The 19,287-nt window shown below is 62.6% G+C and carries 21 protein-coding genes; 6 read left to right on the forward strand and 15 right to left on the reverse strand.

Going from position 1 to position 19,287, the window contains the following annotated elements:
* Positions 1-10 precede the first annotated feature (10 nt).
* Both AC1DXU_RS00665 and AC1DXU_RS00670 read right to left on the reverse strand, forming a co-directional pair.
* Positions 11-742: an NUDIX hydrolase gene (locus AC1DXU_RS00665; protein ID WP_477363034.1), complete on the reverse strand. Its 732-nt coding sequence runs from the start codon at positions 740-742 to the stop codon at positions 11-13.
* A gap of 2 nt (positions 743-744) precedes the next feature.
* Complete coding sequence (locus tag AC1DXU_RS00670) at positions 745-1,857, reverse strand: endonuclease/exonuclease/phosphatase family protein (protein ID WP_477363037.1); 1,113 nt, start codon at positions 1,855-1,857, stop codon at positions 745-747.
* 186 nt (positions 1,858-2,043) lie between these two features.
* Here AC1DXU_RS00670 and AC1DXU_RS00675 point away from each other — a divergent pair, with 186 nt between their 5' ends.
* Positions 2,044-2,607, forward strand: a complete 564-nt coding sequence (locus AC1DXU_RS00675; protein ID WP_477363040.1) for a BA14K family protein — start codon at positions 2,044-2,046, stop codon at positions 2,605-2,607.
* A 175-nt stretch (positions 2,608-2,782) separates the two neighbouring features.
* Positions 2,783-3,067, forward strand: a complete 285-nt coding sequence (locus AC1DXU_RS00680) for a PilZ domain-containing protein (RefSeq protein ID WP_477363043.1) — start codon at positions 2,783-2,785, stop codon at positions 3,065-3,067.
* A 35-nt stretch (positions 3,068-3,102) separates the two neighbouring features.
* Here the strand turns inward: AC1DXU_RS00680 and AC1DXU_RS00685 are convergent, their stop codons facing one another.
* On the reverse strand, positions 3,103-3,717 hold the full coding sequence (locus AC1DXU_RS00685; protein WP_477363046.1) for a hypothetical protein: 615 nt from the start codon (positions 3,715-3,717) through the stop codon (positions 3,103-3,105).
* A gap of 4 nt (positions 3,718-3,721) precedes the next feature.
* On the reverse strand, positions 3,722-4,243 hold the full coding sequence (locus tag AC1DXU_RS00690) for a hypothetical protein (RefSeq protein WP_477363049.1): 522 nt from the start codon (positions 4,241-4,243) through the stop codon (positions 3,722-3,724).
* 73 nt (positions 4,244-4,316) lie between these two features.
* On the opposite strand from AC1DXU_RS00690, the gene AC1DXU_RS00695 reads away from it, so the two are divergent.
* The gene (locus AC1DXU_RS00695; RefSeq protein ID WP_477363051.1) at positions 4,317-4,676 is read left to right on the forward strand and encodes a hypothetical protein; all 360 of its coding nucleotides are present in this window, start codon (positions 4,317-4,319) and stop codon (positions 4,674-4,676) included.
* 12 nt (positions 4,677-4,688) lie between these two features.
* Here the strand turns inward: AC1DXU_RS00695 and AC1DXU_RS00700 are convergent, their stop codons facing one another.
* The 5 genes from AC1DXU_RS00700 to AC1DXU_RS00720 form a co-directional block, all read right to left on the reverse strand.
* On the reverse strand, positions 4,689-5,657 hold the full coding sequence (locus AC1DXU_RS00700; RefSeq protein ID WP_477363054.1) for a DUF3592 domain-containing protein: 969 nt from the start codon (positions 5,655-5,657) through the stop codon (positions 4,689-4,691).
* 247 nt (positions 5,658-5,904) lie between these two features.
* Positions 5,905-6,174 (reverse strand): hypothetical protein, encoded by a 270-nt coding sequence (locus AC1DXU_RS00705; RefSeq protein WP_477363057.1) that lies wholly within the window; start codon positions 6,172-6,174, stop codon positions 5,905-5,907.
* A 139-nt stretch (positions 6,175-6,313) separates the two neighbouring features.
* A complete protein-coding gene (ilvC, locus tag AC1DXU_RS00710; protein WP_013531065.1) occupies positions 6,314-7,333 on the reverse strand; it encodes a ketol-acid reductoisomerase in 1,020 nt (339 codons plus the stop codon).
* Between the two features lie 25 nt (positions 7,334-7,358).
* Positions 7,359-8,009 carry a TetR/AcrR family transcriptional regulator gene (locus AC1DXU_RS00715; RefSeq protein ID WP_477365907.1) on the reverse strand — a complete coding sequence of 217 codons (651 nt, stop codon included), beginning with the start codon at positions 8,007-8,009 and terminating at the stop codon, positions 7,359-7,361.
* A gap of 154 nt (positions 8,010-8,163) precedes the next feature.
* Positions 8,164-8,622, reverse strand: a complete 459-nt coding sequence (locus AC1DXU_RS00720) for a MarR family winged helix-turn-helix transcriptional regulator (protein ID WP_477363060.1) — start codon at positions 8,620-8,622, stop codon at positions 8,164-8,166.
* 99 nt (positions 8,623-8,721) lie between these two features.
* Between AC1DXU_RS00720 and AC1DXU_RS00725 the strand changes: the two genes are divergently transcribed.
* Together AC1DXU_RS00725 and AC1DXU_RS00730 are read left to right on the forward strand one after the other, a co-directional pair.
* Entirely contained in the window at positions 8,722-9,027 is a 306-nt protein-coding gene (locus AC1DXU_RS00725) for a Rieske (2Fe-2S) protein (RefSeq protein WP_477363063.1), read from the forward strand.
* A 1-nt stretch (position 9,028) separates the two neighbouring features.
* Positions 9,029-9,760, forward strand: coding sequence for a glutathione S-transferase family protein (locus AC1DXU_RS00730; RefSeq protein WP_477363066.1), 732 nt, complete (start codon positions 9,029-9,031; stop codon positions 9,758-9,760).
* Positions 9,761-9,790: 30 nt separating this feature from the next.
* Here the strand turns inward: AC1DXU_RS00730 and AC1DXU_RS00735 are convergent, their stop codons facing one another.
* The 3 genes from AC1DXU_RS00735 to AC1DXU_RS00745 all read right to left on the reverse strand — a co-directional run bounded on the left by AC1DXU_RS00735 (position 9,791) and on the right by AC1DXU_RS00745 (position 14,363).
* Positions 9,791-12,544, reverse strand: a complete 2,754-nt coding sequence (locus AC1DXU_RS00735) for a CHAT domain-containing protein (RefSeq protein WP_477365910.1) — start codon at positions 12,542-12,544, stop codon at positions 9,791-9,793.
* A 77-nt stretch (positions 12,545-12,621) separates the two neighbouring features.
* Positions 12,622-13,881, reverse strand: coding sequence for an FAD-dependent oxidoreductase (locus AC1DXU_RS00740; protein ID WP_477363069.1), 1,260 nt, complete (start codon positions 13,879-13,881; stop codon positions 12,622-12,624).
* Positions 13,882-13,952: 71 nt separating this feature from the next.
* Entirely contained in the window at positions 13,953-14,363 is a 411-nt protein-coding gene (locus AC1DXU_RS00745; RefSeq protein WP_477363072.1) for a winged helix-turn-helix transcriptional regulator, read from the reverse strand.
* Positions 14,364-14,502: 139 nt separating this feature from the next.
* On the opposite strand from AC1DXU_RS00745, the gene AC1DXU_RS00750 reads away from it, so the two are divergent.
* Positions 14,503-15,396, forward strand: a complete 894-nt coding sequence (locus AC1DXU_RS00750; RefSeq protein WP_477363075.1) for an SDR family oxidoreductase — start codon at positions 14,503-14,505, stop codon at positions 15,394-15,396.
* 45 nt (positions 15,397-15,441) lie between these two features.
* Here AC1DXU_RS00750 and AC1DXU_RS00755 read toward each other — a convergent pair whose 3' ends face one another.
* The 3 genes from AC1DXU_RS00755 to AC1DXU_RS00765 all read right to left on the reverse strand — a co-directional run bounded on the left by AC1DXU_RS00755 (position 15,442) and on the right by AC1DXU_RS00765 (position 19,280).
* Positions 15,442-16,482 (reverse strand): SDR family oxidoreductase, encoded by a 1,041-nt coding sequence (locus AC1DXU_RS00755; RefSeq protein WP_477363078.1) that lies wholly within the window; start codon positions 16,480-16,482, stop codon positions 15,442-15,444.
* Between the two features lie 34 nt (positions 16,483-16,516).
* Positions 16,517-18,436, reverse strand: a complete 1,920-nt coding sequence (locus AC1DXU_RS00760; protein ID WP_477363081.1) for a potassium transporter Kup — start codon at positions 18,434-18,436, stop codon at positions 16,517-16,519.
* A 103-nt stretch (positions 18,437-18,539) separates the two neighbouring features.
* A complete protein-coding gene (locus AC1DXU_RS00765; RefSeq protein WP_477363084.1) occupies positions 18,540-19,280 on the reverse strand; it encodes a pyridoxine 5'-phosphate synthase in 741 nt (246 codons plus the stop codon).
* Between the last annotated feature and the right edge of the window lie 7 nt (positions 19,281-19,287).

The raw sequence follows: 19,287 nt of genomic DNA on the forward strand, positions 1-19,287 counted from the left end.
ATCGGCGACATCACAGGTCAGGGTCCTGTTCACCACTCGCAAAATGCCACTCGATCAGCGGCTTCATGTGCGGCGATAGCGCGTCCGGCAAGTCGGCGGCATGACGGATGATGACCGGCCCCTCGATCTCCGGATCCGTCTCGGTCGCGACGAAGGCGTTGATGCGCCGCGCAATCTCTTTGGCGGGCTCATCGACGTGATAGCGGCGGAAGAGGACCGTGCCGGTCTCGGTCGACAGCGCATGGTAGCGCTTGCCGCGCGCAGCTGTCGTCAAGTCAAGCCCGGTCTCCTCGCGCACTTCGCGGATCATGTTGAAATCGACGTCGACAACGCCGTCGCGAAAATCGATCGGCTCGAACGATCCGGCGGCGAAGTAGACACTGCCGGCACCCACCGTGTGCTGGCCCATGCGGATCGCCACCAGCGCATTGTCGCCAGCGACCAGCATGGCGTGGCCATAGGCATGCTCGGCGCCGGTCCCCTGCCGGTTCTTGCGCCATAGCATGAAGGTCGAGTACTTGACCGCGTGGCACCGCCCGGCAAGACGGTTGTCGCGCCAGGCGAGCGCCGAAAGCAGCACCACGGTGCCGTCGAATAGAGCCGGTTTGGCCGCTGTCTCATACCGCCAGTTATCGGCAATGGCTTGCGCATTGTCGCGCTCGAAAGGATGCGGGCCGGGGTCGAGCCGGACGTCGACTTCGTCGACCGGCAGGATGACATTGCGCGGCAGGTCGAAGCTCACGTTCAGACCATGTCCAGGGTTATCGCCACCGGGCAATGGTCGGACGCCTTCGGCCGGTCCCAGCCAGCGCGCGGAAAGCGCTCCACCGCCTGTCCCGCTGGAAATATGGTGCGCCAGGGTTGGCCATTGCGAATGATGTCGGGAACGGCGGCCGCGTTGCTGGCGGCCAGTCCCTTTGACAGCAGGATATAGTCGAGCTGGCACAGATGCCGCTCCTCCGGTCCGCGTGTGTGATAAAAGCTCCAGCGGTCCATTTCCGGCCGCCGCTCGACGACGTTTTCGCAAAAGCCGCCGGCGGTCAGCACGTTGAGGCAGGACTGGCTCTCGTCGATCACCGTGAAGCGGTAGCCGTCGATATTGTCGCCCTCGATCTTCACCCGTTGCCGGTAATCGTTCATGTCGCCGCAGATCGCCCAGCGCTTGTCGGCGGCGTGGTCCTTGCTGAAACGCTCCTCGATAATGCGGCGTACCGCTTGCGCCTCGGCGATGCGCACCGGCATTGTCGCCTCGCGCCCGTCGAGACCGTTGCGCGGCGAGCCCATCGATTTGAAATGCACGAGATAGAGCGTCAGTGGCACGCCGCCCACGGTCACGTCGATTTCCAGGCAGTCGCGCCGGAAGATGCGCTCATTGGCCTGGTTTCCGAGTGCCGCCAGCTCCGGCGTGTGCAGGCCGAACTGCTCGAACGTGACGTAGGCATGGCTGGTCATGCGCACAAATTCGATCGGCTGGCCCTGCGCGGTCTCGTTGCGCATCATCACGGCAACGTCGATGCCGCGAGAATCATTGCCGGCGGTTGTGTATTTCTGCCGGTAGCCCTGCCCCACCATCTTGAACAGGTAGCCATATTCGAAGGCCTTCAGCGCCTCGATATTGTCGACCTCCTGCATGCAGATGATGTCCGCGCGCGTTGCAGCTATGGCCAGCGCCGTCAGCTGTCGCGTGTCGTCGGATTGCGCGATGGCGCGGGCCTGCTCCAGCATCTTGTATTCGGCCTCGCTCTGGATATCGAAAAGCGCCAGCGTGCGATCTTCGTTGAGCTGGTTGCGATAGCCGGAGAAATCGAACCTGTTCATCAGGTTTTCGACGTTGAAGGTGGCAAGGCGCAGCGACATGACCGTGACCTTTGCCTGCACGCGGGCACGAAGACAAGCGGGCACGAAGACAAGGGGGCCTGCTTCCATGCCCGTCATGGTTGATGGAACCTTTCCGTTCATCCTCCGTTCAGACGAGAAGTTCCATCAATAGGGTTCTTCCCCGGGGTATTCTGGGCGTGGGGCCTGTATCTCTAGGAGAGTGCGATGAACTCGCTCTTTTTGTCTTCTGTCCGGTCCGGGGTAATGACCCTCGGTCTTTTGGCGAGCCTGGCGGCCCCATCCCTGGCCGGGCCTATCCTGCAACCCGATCTATCGGTCCCGGCCAATGCCGCGGCGCCGGAAATCACACCTGTCCGCGACGGGTGGGCCGGCGACGGCCCCAACAGGCAAATCGAGGAGGATTGGCGCTGGCGCCGTCACGATGGCCGTCGGTGGTCCAACAATTTCGGTGAGCGCCGTTTCACCCGGTCGAACGATTGGGACAATGGCAACTGGAATGACGACTGGCGCTGGCGGCGCCACCACCATCGCCGTCATTTCAACGATTCCTCGATCTATTTCGGCCTCGGCCTCGGGATACCCGCCTACCAGTACTACAACAACTATCAGTATGTTGAGCCGGCACCGCGCCGCCACTATCGGACGCAGCGGCTTTCCAGCGCCCATGTCCAGTGGTGCTACGATCGCTACCGGTCGTATCGCGCCTGGGACAACAGCTTCCAGCCTTACAACGGCCCACGCCAGCAGTGCTGGTCGCCCTATAGCTGAGCAAGGCAGCCTGGCGAATTCCCTACGGCGCCGCGCATCGCGGCGCCGTTTTCGTCAACCGGCACCAGAAAATCTGCGCAGCATCATCGACGCTAACGCTATGTTTATCCGGCAGGTCTATCGATCTGTCGATCAAACCGCTCCCCATGCGACGATCGCCCGGGATTTTTGTGCGATGGCCGACGACGAACACAGAGACAAACGCAGGCAGCGCGTCCTCAAGGGCGCGACGATCCTGACCGGCCTGACCAATTCCGAGGTCAAGTGCACGGTGCGCAACATGCATGCCGGCGGCGCCGAGCTGAAAGTGGCGGTAGACGCGCGCGTGCCGGACGAATTCCTGCTCTACGTTCCAACCGACGGCATCGGCTACAAGGCCGTGGTCCGCTGGCGCCGGGACGACCGCATCGGGGTAGTGTTCGCCGGCACCGAGCCAAAACCTCACTGGCACTACGGCTGAACGCCCGGGAAGCGCGCTCTTTGCAGAACGCGCCTTTAGCCCGGCGGCAGGATTTTCAGTGTCTGCTCGTCAAACAAGGGTTCGTCCTGGCCGACGCGAACAAACAGAAGTCTATCCGGCTCGGACGATTGCAGCTCGAAATACTGGATGCCGTCGGGGGCTTCACCCCATTCGCCGCAAGGCGGCTCACCGACCTCATCGGGATTGGCGAGCGCCTTCAACTCCTTGGCATAGGCGGCGTTGGGGCTGAAAGTGTACCGGGTGACACCCGCGGGCGTGGCCCCTTCCGTGTAACGCGTGAGGTCGCAGCGTTTGGCGACAGCCTTGTCGGTCTTTCCCAGGAATATGCGTTGCAATGCAGCCTCGGCGGCTTCACCGTGCGAGACATCGAAGACCTCGACCAGAGGATCGGCAGCTCCGCCATCGCTGTATTTGATGGCTAGTGCCGTGCCGACAAACTCGAAATGGATCTGGCGAAAGCCGAAATCGCAGCGCTGTACCCAGGCGGCAAGCCCGACGCCCTGGTCGGCCAGCCTTTCCCAGCTGCATTTGTCGACAGGTGGACGCGACGGCTTGCTTTTGGCGGCATGAGCCCCGCCAGACATGGCCATAAGCGCCAGCAGGGCAAAAATCCGGGCGAACAATCGCATGCTTCTATTCATCGCTGCATCCAGTCAAAGTGAAGGCATCCCAGGCCGCGCTGTCGGGATTGGCATTGGCAAAGTCGGGCCATTCGACAAAGGTCGCACCAAAATCCGGCAGCAACAGCCCGGTCGGCGCCGGCGACGCCTCGTGGGCGTTCAATTGCTCGGCGCCCCCTGCGTTCAAGGCATAGACCTGCCCTTCCCACACCCGGCAGAGTCCGCTGCCATCTTCGCGGCCGGCGTCACGGTCATCATCCGTGCAGGGATGGCGGATCGTGCCCAGCGGAAAAGAATTCTTGCCATTGGTCCAGGTGATGTCGGAAGGGAAACGAATATCGGTATTGGGCACCGTCAGAGAGAACACCTCGGTGGTCAGTGCCGCCGGCTCGTTGGCGATGGGCCGGAACTGCATGGTCGCCCCCGAGCGCGGTTCGCGATAGGTCGCGTGGCTCAACAGACAGTTCTTTGCATGCGCTGTTTGCAACGGGCCGAGCATGCTCAGAACAACGAGGCCTACCTTGCGGATGATCATTGATTTCCCCCGTGAAGCATCAAGCGTGTAGCATCCGACCAGGGTCGTGGCCAAAGGGAAAGAAAATCCGGTGATGCGGCGTCTGATGGTGATGATCTCGATAGGCGCATTTCTCAGCGGCCCTGCCCTCGGCGCCGAGCCCTATGTCGGCACCTGGTCCCGCGATAGACTGAACTGCACGGCTGCCGCCGATGTCCAGCGCCAGGCCGTCTACACTCTATACCGGAAAGCTCTTTCCGCTCCCGATCTCGGCTGCGAAAAGGCGAAATTCCGCAAAACGGCGACAGGCTGGCTGGTGCGGGCAAGCCAATGCTACGGCGCCGATCCATCAGCCGAAGAGCCGTTCTCCCGTGTCATTCATATCGTTACCGACGGCAAAGTGATGCGGTTGACCTGGCCTGGTTTCGACAGCGGACCACTGGTCCGATGCTGAAGACAGTCGACCTTAGATAAACCCAACGAGCAGTGCTGCCCCGCCAAGGAAGCCAGCGGCGCAGACCCAGAGAATCCAGAGCCCCCACACCTTGCATTCGAGCACGGCGGCGGCGGGATTTGAGGGATCATAGTGCACATCGACCTTGCTGCCCTCGATGTAGCGCTTCGACTGGCCGCCGACGAGGCTTGGAAGCGTGGCCGTCAGTGTTGCACCGAAGGCGACGCGATCGGCGCTGTAGCGCTGGCCGGCGACGCTATAGCTGTAGACGATGCGGGATTTGAAGACCGTGCGCCAGGAGCGGTAACTGCTGTTGCGGGTTTGAAATTCCTGCAGGCCGGAGGTGTCGATGCGCCCAGTGGTGACAGGCCATTTGGCCGCCTCCTCGGCCAGCGACTTCTGGGCAAAGCCCATGCGCAGGATGAACAATCCCATGACCAGTAACAGCACCGCGGCGCCAAGATTCTGCGGCTTGGGCAAATGCGGCCCGATCGCATCCAGCGCACCGCCGACGGAGAACACCAGCACGAGGGCGCCAACCACCAGCCCCGCCGAGAGCGTGGCCATGAACTTGAACGCGCCTTCAGGCATGGTGCGCTCGATCACGGCCTTGGCCGGGTCGCGTGGGTTGTAAAAAACGGTAACTGCGGCCCCCTTGGGAAACCGCGCGAGGGTTTCAGGCACCTCGAAATTTCCGAGGTTCTCCTGCAAGCTGTAATGCGAACTTTGAAAGGACTTGCCGTCCACCTTGTACTGGAAGGTGATCGCCGGAAAATTGCGAATCTCGGTCGAACCCCTGCTGTCCGAACCGGATCCCGAACTGGTCACCTCGCGCGCCTCCACCCGTGACGAGATGATCTTGCCCGGCGTCGGCAACCATCGGCTGGCCGCCTGCACCTCTCGCCACTTCAACAACGTCACAAGGCTGAGCCCACCGGCGACCAGGCATGCGAACCCGATCAGCAGAAACTTGATATCCAACACTCACCCCCTGGCACCGCGTGCCCAAGGACCAATCGGCAGTCGATTGGTCCTACCCTGCACACGCATAGCACGGATGGCGAGAACAACACGTCTGTTCAAAACCTTGGAGAGATCGCGCGTAGAGCATGATCCCGAAAAGTGGGAACCGGTTTTCTCGGACAAAAACGGGAACCGTTTTGTCCAGAGATCATGCTCGAACAAAGAGATAGAGCCCCATCCCGATTCCATCGGGATGGAACAGGCTCTAGTCGACAAATTCGACGCCGACAAACGTCATCGAGCGCCAGCACACGCGCGCCGCACGAATCCGCTCGGCACCGTTGACCGCCAACTCGAACCCGGAGGGCACGCCGGTTGCATCGCCGAACATCAGCAGCGTCCCATTTTCGGACTCATTGCGCACGACGCCTTCCATCGTGCCAAAGCCTCTGTTGAAGCGCAGCGTGGCGCCCTTGAGCGCACGCCGCCGCCGATCCGCGCGGCGTTCGCTGATCGCGTTGCTGTCAACCGTCATCTGCATCGTTCCAGCCCCCGTTCTCGGTGATGACAGCCAAGCGAGTTTTGTGCCAGTCTCTTCGTGCCGAAATGGCACGACGGCAAAAAGCCGGCGGATCGCTCCGCCGGCTTTTCTTGTGCAGTGGTGAGATCGCGAACTAGTTCTTCGCCTTGTCGACCAGCTTGTTCTTGGAAATCCACGGCATCATCGCCCGCAGCTTGGCGCCGACTTCCTCGATCTGGTGGCTATCATTGTTGCGGCGGATGCCCTTGAAGCGCGACATGCCGGCGCGGTATTCCTGCATCCACTCCGAGGTGAACTTGCCGGTCTGGATGTCCTTCAGCACGCGCTTCATCTCGGCCTTGGTCTCGGCGGTGATGATGCGCGGACCCGAGACATACTCGCCCCATTCGGCGGTGTTCGAGATCGAGTAGTTCATGTTGGCGATGCCGCCTTCATAGATCAGGTCGACGATCAGCTTGACCTCGTGCAGGCACTCGAAATAGGCCATCTCCGGCGCGTAGCCGGCTTCCACCAGCGTCTCGAAGCCGGCGCGGATCAGCTCGACCAGACCGCCGCAGAGAACCACCTGCTCACCGAACAGATCGGTCTCGCATTCCTCGCGGAAATTGGTCTCGATGATGCCCGAACGGCCGCCGCCGACACCGCAAGCGTAGGACAGAGCCAGATCAAGCGCGTTGCCCGAAGCGTCCTGGTTGACGGCGACCAGGCACGGCACGCCGCCGCCCTTCTGGTATTCGCCGCGCACCGTATGGCCGGGGCCCTTCGGCGCGATCATGACGACGTCGACGGTCGACTTCGGCTCGATCAGGCCGAAATGCACGTTGAGGCCATGCGCGAAAGCAATCGCCGCGCCGTCGCGGATGTTCGGGGCGATTTCGTTCTTGTAGATGTCGGCCTGCAATTCGTCGGGCGTCGCCATCATCATCAGGTCGGCCCATTTGGCGGCGTCGGCCACGCTCATCACCTTGAGCCCGTCGGCCTCGACCTTCTTGGCGGTCGCCGAGCCGGCCTTGAGGCCGATGGCGATCTCCTTGGCGCCGGAATCCTTGAGGTTGAGCGCATGCGCCCGGCCCTGGCTGCCATAGCCGATGATGGCGACCTTCTTGCCCTTGATCAGGTTGAGATCGGCGTCGCGATCGTAATAAACACGCATCTTTTGCTTCCTTCCCGTTTGAAGATCAGAGGCCTTTCGGCCCGGTTTTTGCTCCGTAGAGAGCGAGAAACTGCTGCGTCGCCCGGGCGGCATCGCCGCCGATTGCCGCGTCAGTCGATTCCAGCCGGTCGCCGAGCAGCAGACGGATCTGCACATCGCGGGCGACAAGCCCGAAAAAAGTCCGGAACGCCGTTTCGGCATCCGTAAAGTCGAGCAGCCCGGCTTGCTTGCCGGCCTCCAGCACCGGCTTCAGCCGCCTGGCGAGCGCGAAGCGGCCATTCTCCAGCACGATGGCGCCGAGATCGTCCTTGCCGGAACCCGCATGACCAACCGCCACGCGGTTGAGCGCGATCGAAGTATCACTCGAAATCACCTTGAGCCAATCGCAGGCGAAGCGCTCGAGGCTCGCCGTCAGCGAGGCGAGATCAAGCCCCTTGCGGTCGACCTGTGCCACCCGCACTTTCGAAGCCTGCCACTGCACGGTCGCCGTCAACAGCCCGTCACGGTCGCCGAACCATTTGTAGAGCGTTTCCTTGGAACAGCTCGCCCGCCGCGCCACGGCGGTCATGGTCAAATGATCGCCCTCCTCGACCAGTAGGCGAAGTGCGGCATCCAGCACGGCCTGCTGCCGCTCTGTCAGCGCTTCGCTGCTGTCGATGTCGGCGCTTGCCTGCAACAAACCTGTTTCCTGTCCGATGATATCTAAGGTTTCGCCCGAAGGCGTACCGTACGTTACGGTTCGGCATATTGCGCAATCCGGCTCGCGGTGCAAGAGCCGATACGGAAAAAATCACCGACTGCAGACGCACAATGCCCGCTAGGGCCTTGGCTCAGTCGCTTGCGGGTGAAAGGCGCAGCCGTCCAAGCAGGCCCGACAGGGTGTCGAGTTCGTTCTGCGAAAGCCTGGCGCCGACCAGCTCAGTGATCGACTTGCCGTAAACAGTCCACATCTGGCGGCGGGTCTCGCGGCCTTTGCCGGTTATGCGGATGGTCTGGCCGCGGCCGTCGTCGGCAACCCTAAGCTTCTCGACCAGCCCGTCGGCCTCAAGCCGCGCCAGCAGCCGCGAGATGTTGTATTGCGCAAACAGAGTGCGCTCGATCAGCTGGAACGGCCGCAGCCCACCCTCGCCCGCCTCGGCAAGCTCATGCAGCACGTCGTACCAGGCAAGCGGCGGCAGGCCGCCGGCCTTCAACGCCTCTTCGGCGCTTTCCACCAGCTGGCGTGAAACCCGCATCAGGCGGGCCCAGCCCTTGATGGCCGCGGGCGAGGGCGTGGCTTTCTCTGTCATGCCAGCATCCTAGGCGATAGATGCAATTGCATCAAGCTTGACGATCAATGCAGATGCATCTATATAGATGCAATTGCATTAACTCGAAGGGCAATTCCGATGAAACACGAAATCTGCAAACTCGCCGACATCCCGAAAACAGGCAGCCTGATCGCGCCGTTCTTCGGCCGCGAGGTGCATGTCTACCGCAGCGGTGACCGCATCCGCGCCGCCGCCAATGTCTGTCTGCATTTCGGCGGACCGCTCGACTGCAAGGACGGCAAGCTCGTCTGCCAGTGGCACGGCGCCTCGTTCGATATGGAAAGCGGCGATCGCCTCGAAGGCCCGGCGCCCAAAACCTCCCGGCTGATGTTCCTCTCCACCCGCGTCGAGGACGGCGCCTTGAACTATGTCTGGGGAGAGTGAGATGACCGACAAGCTCATCCTCGTCAGCCATCATCTTTGTCCCTATGTGCAGCGTGCTGCGATTTCGCTGGCCGAGAAGGGCGTGCCGTTCGAACGCATCACCATCGATCTGGCCAACAAGCCGGACTGGTTCAAGGCGATGTCGCCGCTCGGCAAGGTGCCACTGCTGATCGTGAGGCATGACGGCGACGAAACGGTGATTTTCGAATCGGCTGTTATCCTCGAATTCCTCGAGGAAACACAGGCCAACCCGCTCCACCCTGCCGACCCCTGTGCCCGCGCCCGGCACCGCGCCTGGGTCGAATTCGGCTCGGCAACCCTGAACGCCATCGGCCGCTTCTATTCGGCGCCGACGCAAGGATCTCTGCTTGCCGAAGGCGAAGCGCTGTCGGCAATGTTCGATCGTCTTGAAGCCGAACTGGCGGATGGTATCGATCGGTCAGGGCCATGGTTCGCCGGCGAGCGCTTTTCACTCGTCGATGCGGTCTACGGGCCGATCTTCCGCTATTTCGACGCCTTCGACCGCGTCGCCGATTTCGGCATCCTGAACGGCAAGCCGTTTGTCGAGGCCTGGCGCAAGGCATTGGCCGAACGCCAGTCGGTGAAGAGCGCGGTCGCCCCCGACTATCCGCAGCGCCTTGATGCCTTCCTGCTGGCCAAAGGCTCGCATCTGTCGGCCCTCATCCGTCGAAACGATCCGGCCACTGCGCTTCAACAAGCCCGATCCGCCTGAACGGATCGATCGCCAGACCGCAATGCCTTCTCAGTTTTCGAACAAGACAAAGGCCGCCCACACGCGCGGGTCCTTCGCGCCAGATATCTTGCCGTCGCGGGCGTCGCGACGGGTCTGGCGCAGTGCCTGCGAGTAGGTCTGCCCCGCGGCAAGATGGTCGTAGAAGCCGACCATGAAGGCGGCAGTACCCGCATCATCCACGGGCCACAGTGCCAACAGCGATCGCTTCGCGCCTGCAATGTTGATCGCTGTCGGCAGGCCGCGCAAGCCGCCAACGAACGTCTCTTGCCCACGGGCCGTCTCGCAGGCGGACAGGACAAGCAGGTCGAGGCCCGACAGATCCCAGCTCATCAGTTCCATGCCGTAGAGCCGGCCGTCGTCATAGTCGCGCTTCATTGATTGCCGGTCTCCGGACTGCGACAGCACGACCTGGCTCTGCCAAAGCGCATTCACGGCACTCACACCGCCCTCCTCCTCGTCGCGGTAGGCGCCATGGGTGGCCAGATGCGCGACCGTCGCCTGCTCCATGTCCTTGCGCAATGCCCGCTCGCCGGCCGCCGCTCCGGTGAGCATGTCGACCGAATACTGGTCGCCGCGCAGGATCGAGGCGATTGCATCGACCTCCTTGCGGGTGCCCGGTAATGGCTCGGCGCCCTTCTCCGCGCCACGTGCATAGTCGAGCCCGCCGGCGAGCACGGCCTTGCCGTTCTTTGGAAAGCTCTGATCGACACCTGCGTTCAACAGCGATTCCGGCCGCGTCAGCATGCGCACCATGAAGCGGTCGTCCAGCGTCACACCCTTGCCGTCCTGCAGCAACGGAAACGGCACCGAAAACAATTTGCCGTCGGGCACCACGAAAAGTGTATCCGCGCCTGCGAGCGACGGTTCCAGGGGCGCCAGAAGACCGGCGTAAAGTCCGGTAAACGTGGCGTCGAGATCGACCAGCGGCACGGCGCCGCGCTCCTGCGCGGAACGGCTCGACCGAAGGTTTGCCATGCGGGTTGTCTGCGCGGCCGGAATGATCCGGCGCGGATCGCCGAGATCATAAAGGCGAGGCTGCTGATCCTTGCGCGTGACGATCGCATAGAGGCGCTCGTCTTCCAGCGGATCGTCGCTCTCGCGGTCCGCCCGCCACTTGCGGGTGATGAAGTAGTCGATCAGCGCCTCGTTGGGCTTCAGCAATGTCGCAGCCGTCGGCAGCGGCTTCTCCATTGCCTTCTCGTCGAAGCCGTACTTCGCCGAAAGCCGTGTGTTGAGAGTGTCGTCCATCGACTGAAGCTGCCCCATCAGCATCGCCCCCGTATGTTCAATATCGTCGCCGCTGGACGCAACCTCCTGATAGGCGAAGGACAGCCGCATCGCGGTCTGGATCAAATGTCGCGTCTCCGTGTCGTTCGGATCGATCATTCGCAAGAGCTTGCGCAGCGTATCCCGCTTGCCATTTTCGAGCGTCGGCCAGCGGCGCACGGCATCGGCGAAGGCCGGCACTGCCGATGCATTGCTTTGCGCGAAGCGCGCGTAGTCGTAGAGCATGTCGTCGGCCATCGCGCGGCTGGCTTCGGCGACGATGGGATTGCCGGCCGAGTTCACCTGCATCGAATTCCACCGCAACATGTCATCGTCGAGAGCGGCGAAATCAGCCGCCGCGGCCACCGGATCGGCCTTCGCCTTGAGATTGGCCATCGCCTGTCGTGCGGCAAACTCCAGCGGAGGCGGTAGGTTGAATTTTGACCGGGCGATGCGGTAGGCTTGATCGAGTTGCCGCATGCTGCTTTCCAAATCCCCCGTGGCATCGAAATGCGCGGCGAGCAGATTGGCGATCTTGATTGCCAGTATTTCGGGATAGCCCTGGTCGGGGGTCAGCGACTGCAAATGTGCGATCGTCGGCTCGTCCAGGGGCTGCGCGCCGGAGAGCGCCCTGGTGTAGAGCAGCCACGCATCGGCCTGTTCGACCAGATTGTCTTGCTGCTTGAGAGCGACGGCGATGTCCCGGTACTGCTGGAGATAGCGCAAGGCCTGGTCGTAGCTGCCGAGGTCGAGATAGTCCTGTGCCGTGTTGCTGGCGCTGACCAAGACGTAGAAATGATCTGCGCCGTAGTAAGCGGTGCGCTTCTCAATCACCGCCAGATCATATTCCAAGGCGCGTGTGGGTGCGCCCATCTGGCGCAGCAGATCCGCCAGATTGTTCTGCAGCGTCCAGGTGAGAGGGTCGTCATTGCCAAGCGCGCGCTCAGCTGTCTCCACATTGCCCTGCTCGATGTTGATGGCCGAAGCGATGTTGCCGACTGCCGCAACCGCCGTCGTCATCTGATCGGTGGCATAAATGAGCTCCCTGGAGTCCTTGCCATAATAATGGTCGTAGAGACTAATCGCAGCGGCGAACATTGAAACAGCGCCCCGATGGTCGTTCTCGGCCTGCTTCAGCATCGCATAATTGAGATAGAAATCGCCGCGCTTCGCGACATCCTGCTGCATCGCCCTGGTCTTCAGGCCTTCGGCAAAAATCGCTTCGGCCTCTTCGAGAAACTGGTCGTTCAGGAATGTCGCGCCGGCATTCGAGTAGCTGACGACCGTAAACTCATAGAGGTCGCTTCTCGCGGCATAGAGCAGCGCTGCCCGCAACTGTGCATAGCCCTCGTCGAAGTGTCCGACTTCCGTCATCAGCTTGTAGGCGGCATTGATCCGGGCCGTCAGGGAGGCTTCCGTTTCCGCCGGCTGCTGCTGTCCGGACTGGCTTGCCGTCTGGGCTTGTGCCTTCGCCAGGGGCAGCGCGATGGCTAACATCGCCACGACGCACATCAGGTCTCGCGGTTTTCGGACTAGGGACATGACAGTGTTCACGCTGATCTGAGGCGAAAACTCTATGATGCAGTCGTATCACGATCAGGATTCTGGCCAAAATCCCACTGCGCTTCCACAAGCCCGATCCGCCTGAACGGATCGATCACGGTGCCGGCCACCATCGAGGCGAGCAACTGTGGCGCCGGCGGGATGTTTGCGATGGTCGCCACCAGCCTGTCGCGGATGAAGGGCAGCGCCACGGAGTCCGACTGGTAGAATGGCGTGAAAGCCAGCGACAGCGCCTGGAAGATGCGCACATGCCATCGCCGCGCCCTGGCATAGGCCTCCAGCGCGGAATCGACACTGCCCGCCCGTGCAAGCGCATGGCTGAGCGCGGCCGCGTCGAGCAGCGCCATGTTCGCCCCTTGCCCGAGTTGCGGGCTGGTCGAATGCGCCGCGTCGCCGATGACCGCCAATCGCCGGCCGGCCGGCAGCTTCATCGTGTGATGGCCGTAGCGCGCCAGCGAGAGCTGGTCGAAACTGTCGATCTGGCTGGTGAAAGCCTCGCTTTCGGGCCACAGCCCGACCACCTTCGCCTTCCAGGCGTCCAGGCCGCGGGTGCGCACTTCATCGGCGTCCGCCGGCTTGAGACTCCAGAAGAAGGCCGCCATCTTTTCAGCGCCCGGTTCAGGCCGGCCGATCGGCAGCACGCCGACCATGACGCTGGCTTTGTCGTAGCGCTGCAGCAGCGCGTGCTCGTCAAAACCATCGCCCCGCCAGCCGAGCGACGCCCAGAATGCGCCATAGGTCAGCGGTTGCGGCTCACCTGAGCCTTTCACGTGCTGCCGCAGTTTGGAGCGCGAGCCGCTGGCATCGACCACCAAGTCGAATGGCCCTGCCCTTCGACCATCGTCAAACACCAGCGTCGCCTGTTCGCCGCTCTCCAGCGTTTCGATCTCGACGCCGGTTTCGATGGGAACCGCTTCGCGCTGGGCGGCGCGGAAAAGTACGCCGAACAGGGCGGCACGGTGCACCGCCAGCCCGAAACGGCGGCCGCGCTGCGCATCGTAGCGAACGTCGAGCACGGTGCGGCCGGTACTGGCGTCAGCGCCGTGCAGGCGATCGATGCGGCTGCCCAGCGCCAGAATGTCGTCGAGCAGGCCAAGATCGGCAAGCACCGTCAGCCCTGTCGGCTGCAGGATCAGCCCGGAACCGACCGGCTTCGGCTCCTCGAAGCGCTCGAAGACGGTGATCCGGTGCCCGGCGCGCTGCAGATAGAGCGCGGCGGCCAATCCGGCCGGCCCGGCGCCGGCAATCGCGATGTCGAGAGAAATGCCCATTGCCCGCCAAGTCTTGCCCCAGCCGGACAATCCTTCAGCGGTGTCGCCAAATCAAGTTGCGGTCTGGGCTTTCACGCGTGGTCGGTATCGAAAACAGTCCGCGCCTCGCGCACTGCATCGTGGTTGAGCTCGGCCCACTGGATCAGCTGATGCAAGGCCCCGAACATCGAGCGCCCGAGATCGGTGAGGCTGTATTCGACGCTTGGCGGTTTGGTCGGAAACACCTGGCGACGCACATAGCCGTCGCGCTGCAGATCGTGCAGCGTCTGGGTCAGCATGCGCTGCGAGATATCAGGCACTAGGCGGCGCAACTCGCCGAAGCGATAGGTTTTTTCGGCAAGCGCCATCATCAACAGCGAACTCCATCGGCTGCTGATACCCTGGATCACATCGCGCACCGGACAATCGGCAAGATTTCCGCCGCCGCTCTGCGCCTTGTAGATCTCGAGTTTCGACTTCAGATTGACGATGCTGCTGTCCACGGCTGGTTCCTTGCCTGTGCCTACCTCCCGTAAAACTGCCTTCTTTACGGGGGTCGGTCAATTCCTATTTTAGTGCTGGTCTCTTTTTGAGACTCGCATATAGGCACTCGCCGGTTCGGCGCAACGACAGGATCTCCCAATGACCGAAACCCTTCTCGTCACCGGCGCCGCCGGCCAGCTCGGCCGCGGCGTCATCCACCATCTCCTGGACACGCACAAGGTTCCGCCGGCAAACATCATCGCCACCACCCGCAATCCCGAAAGCCTGGCCGATCTGGCGGCGCGCGGCGTCGTTGTCAGGGCCGCCGACTTCAACGACGCGGCCTCGCTGGAAAGCGCATTCAAGGGCGCCGACAGGGTGCTGATCATTTCGACCAGCGATCTCGATATCAAAACCGGCAGGCGTCTGAAGCAGCATCAGGCAGCGGTAGCCGCTGCGAAGCAGGCAGGCGTTTCACATCTGCTCTACACCTCGATGCCCAATCCGGAGCCGGGTTCACCCGTGCTGTTTGCCGGCGACCACTACGGCACCGAGCAGGCGATCAAGGCCAGCGGCATTGCCCATACGATCTTCCGCAACGGCTGGTACCAGGAGAACCTGTTTCTGGCGCTGCCGCACGCCATTGCCTCGGGACAGTGGTACACGTCCGCCGGCGACGGCCGCGTCGCCCATGGTGCGCGCGACGATATGGCAGCTGCCATAGCCGCAGGCCTTGCTTCCGGCTCGACTGACAGCAAGACCTACACGCTGACCGGCCCGCAAGCTTATACGACTGCCGAGATCGCCGCCCTGGTCAGCGAAGTTACCGGCAAGAAGCTGGACGTCATCCAATTGCCCGAAGAGGCCCTGATCGAAGGCGTGAAAGCGGCCGGCGTTCCCGAGGAGTTCGCCAGCGTCATCGTTTCCTTTGACACCAACACGCGCTCAGGCCGCATCGACTTGGTGACGGACGCGGTTGAGACGCTGTCCGGCAGGAAGCCGCAAACGCTGAAGCAGTTCCTCGAGGCCAACAAGGTCGCCCTGGCCGGCTGAAGCCTACGCTGCGGGGAGCCGAATTCTTCTCGGCCTCCCGCACCACTATATCGATTTCTTGAGCAATCCCAGCCGGATCAGGCTTTCGCCGGTTGCAACGATGGCCTCTTCACGCGACCGCGGCGCCCAGCCGAGCATACGCATGGCCTTGGCCCCCGTCGCGTTCCTCGCCTTGCCCAGTTCCGTCACGATCTGGGCTGCTTGCCCGTCGAACAGTCCGACGATCCTCACCAGCCAATCCGGCAGCACCCGCGTCGGAACGCGCGACGCCGCAGTGCCCAGCCGGGCTTTCAGCGTTTGTGCAATCTCCAGCATCGTCATGAAATCGCCGCTGATGGCCAGGAACCGCTCGCCCTTGGCCAGGGGATTGGTCATGGCACGCACATGCAGGTCCGCCACGTCCCGGACGTCGACCACGCCGAACAACATGCGCGGCAGGCCCGGCATTGCGCCATCCATCAAGCGTCCTATGAACTCCGTGGAGGTCGAATGATCCGGTCCCAGGACCGGTCCGAAGATCCCGACCGGATTGACGACCGCCAGCTCCAATGCGCCGCCTTGACCGGCAATGAAGTCCCAGGCTGCGCGTTCGGCCAAGGTCTTCGACTTCACATAGGCGCTCACCTTTTCCGCCAGATTGGTCCAGTTCTCCTCGGTGAACGGACGGCCGGCAACCGGCGCCTGGCCATAGCCGACGGCGGCGAAGGACGAGGTGAGCACGACGCGCTTGACGCCGGCATCGCCTGCCGCCCGCAGCACGCGCATTGCCCCTTCGCGAGCCGGGATGATCAGATCGTCTTCATGCCTGGGCATGTCGGGCGGGAACGGCGAAGCGACATGAAGAACATACTCGCATCCGGCGACGGCTTCAGGCCAACCCGTGTCGGTCGTCAGATCGGCATAGGCGAATGAAAGCGCTTCGCCGGGCTCGGCACCGCCGACCTTCAACATGGCCAGAACATCGGCTTCCCGCTTGGCTGAGCGCACCGTCGTGCGCACGCGGTAGCCTGCATCCAGCAGAGCCAGGATGCAGTGAGCGCCGAGGAAGCCGGAGCCACCGGTAACAAGCACCAATTCGCCGCTCATGCCCGCCCCCTCAAAAACTATTTGTTCGAGACCCTCAGATCGCCACCTGCGTTCCGATCTCGACCACACGTCCGGTCGGGATCTGGAAATACTCCGTCGCATCGGCCGCCGTGCGCGCCAGGCCGATGAACAGCCTGTCCTGCCACACCGGCATGCCGGAATTGGGCGAAGCCTTGAGCGAGCGCCGCGACAGGAAGAACGACGTCGTCATGATGTCGAACTTCCAGCCCTGCTTGCGACAGATCGCCAGCGCGCGTGGAATGTTGGGCTGTTCCATATAGCCGAAGGTCAGCGTCACCCGCATGAACAGCTCGTTGACCGTCTCCATCTTGACGCGGTCGCTGTCGGGCACCACCGGCTGCGGCGCCGTGACCACCGAAAGGATGACGTTCTGCTCATGCAGCACCTTGTAGTGCTTCAGGCTGTGCATCAACGCGGTCGGCGCGCTTTGCGGGTCGCTGGTCAGGAACACGGCCGTGCCGGACACCAGCTGCGGCTTCTTCTTCAAAAGATTGCCGGCGAGGAAATCGAGCGGGATCTCGTTCCTGCGGGTCTTGTCGAACAGGTAGCGGCTGCCGCGCACCCAGGTTGCCATGGCCAGAACGATGGTGAAGGCCACTGCCAGCGAAGCCCAGCCGCCTTCGAACACCTTGACGATGTTGGAGGCGAAAAAGCCGACATCGATGAAGGCGAACAGCGCCGTCAGGCTGATTGACAGCCAGGACGGCCATTTCCAGATCCGCGACATCACGACATAGAGCAGCACCGTCGTCACCAGCATGTTGCCGGTCACCGAAATGCCGTAGGCCGAGGCCAGCTTGCTGGATTCGCCGAAGCCAACCACCAGCAGCATCACCACCAGCGCCAGCAAGAGATTGACGCGCGGCATGTAGATCTGGCCGGACTGCTTCTCCGACGTGTGCAGGATTTCCAGGCGCGGCAGCATGTTGAGCTGCACCGCCTGCCGGGTCAGCGAAAAAGCGCCCGAAATCACTGCCTGGCTGGCGATGACGGTGGCGGCGGTCGCCAGCACCACCATCGGGATCAGCGTCCAGCCTTCGTTCATCTCGAAGAACGGATGGCCGACGACGCCGCCATTGGCCAGCACGAAGGCGCCCTGGCCGACATAGTTGAGCAGCAGGCAGGGAAACACGATCGACAGCCAGGCAAGCACGATCGGCTTGCGCCCGAAATGGCCGAGATCGGCATACAGCGCCTCGGCGCCGGTGACGGCCAGGAAGATGGCGCCGATGGTGACGAAAGCGACGTCGGGCGAATGGATCAGGAACGCCACGATGTAATGCGGGCTGATGGCCAGCAGGATTTCAGGATCGCCGATGATGTGGTTGAGGCCGGACAGGCCGATGGCCAGGAACCAGACCGCCGTAACCGGGCCGAAGACCAGCGCCACGCCGCCGGTGCCGAAACGCTGCACCGCGAACACTATGGCGAGGATCAGCAGTGTCAGCGGCACCACATAGGGCTGGAAGGCAGGCGTGACGACATTCATGCCTTCGACCGCCGAAAGCACCGAGATCGCCGGCGTGATGACGGCGTCGCCGTAAAACAGCGAGGCGCCAACCATGCCGATACCGAGGATCAACGCCGAGCGCGTCGGGAAACTGCCGCGCGCCAGCGCCATCAGTGACAGCACCCCGCCCTCGCCGCGGTTGTCGGCCCTCAGCACGAACATGATGTATTTGATTGTGACGATGATCGTCAGCGACCAGATGATCAGCGACAGCACGCCGAGGATATCGCCCCGTTCGGCCACATTGCCGCCGGCCGAAGCATGCAATGCCTCGCGGAACGCATAGATCGGGCTGGTGCCGATATCGCCATAGACCACGCCGAGCGCGCCCAGCATCAACACCTTGGTGCTATGCTGTTCGATCTCTGGATGGCTCGATTGTTCGACGGGTTCTGCCTCACTACCAGTATTGGCAAGGGCCATGGACGACACTCCGATAAGCGCGCGGTGCTCTACGCTTGCTGCGATGCAATATCAAGTGCCCTCACGTAATGGCTGCCATGCCGTAACGCCAGGGTTTCTCCCTCTACCACCCGCAGGCTTTCAGAAACCGCCCCACCGTGCCGGCCATGCCATACTCCAACGCATCGGCTGTCAACCCATGCCCAATTGACACTTCGGCCAAGGCCGGGATGCGCTTTGCCAGCGCCGGCAAATTGTTCACCACCAGATCGTGCCCGGCATTGACCTGGAGTCCGGCGGCAAGCGCTGCGTCAGCGGTTTTTCCCAATTTTTCCAGCTCCTTGGCCGCCCTGGCGGAATCGGAATGGCAGCTGCCATAGGGACCGGTGTAGAGCTCGATCCGGTCGGCACCGGTATCACGCGCCGCCGATATGCCTTCAGGATGCGAGTCGGAAAACAGCGACACGCGAATGCCCGTCTTTTTTAGGCGCTTGACGATGGGCGTGAGGAACGCAGCCTCGGCGACAAAGTTCCAGCCATGGTCGGAGGTCGCCTGCGCCGGATCGTCTGGCACCAGCGTCACCTGCTCCGGCTGGTGCTTTTCCACCAGCGCCAGAAAATCCTCATTCGGATAACCCTCGATGTTGAATTCCGCCTTGGGGAACTCGTCGTCGATCAGCGCCCTGATCTCAGGCAGGTCGGAGTGCCGCGTGTGCCGCTCGTCGGGACGCGGATGCACCGTCAGCCCATGCGCGCCGGCGGCAAGTGCAAGGCGCCCGAGCCCGATCACGCTCGGCCATGGGAGGTCGCGCCGGTTGCGCAGCATGGCGATGGCATTGAGATTGACGGAAAGCTTTGCAGGCATGGCTTCG

The organism is Mesorhizobium sp. P3_A10 (assembly GCF_056403175.1).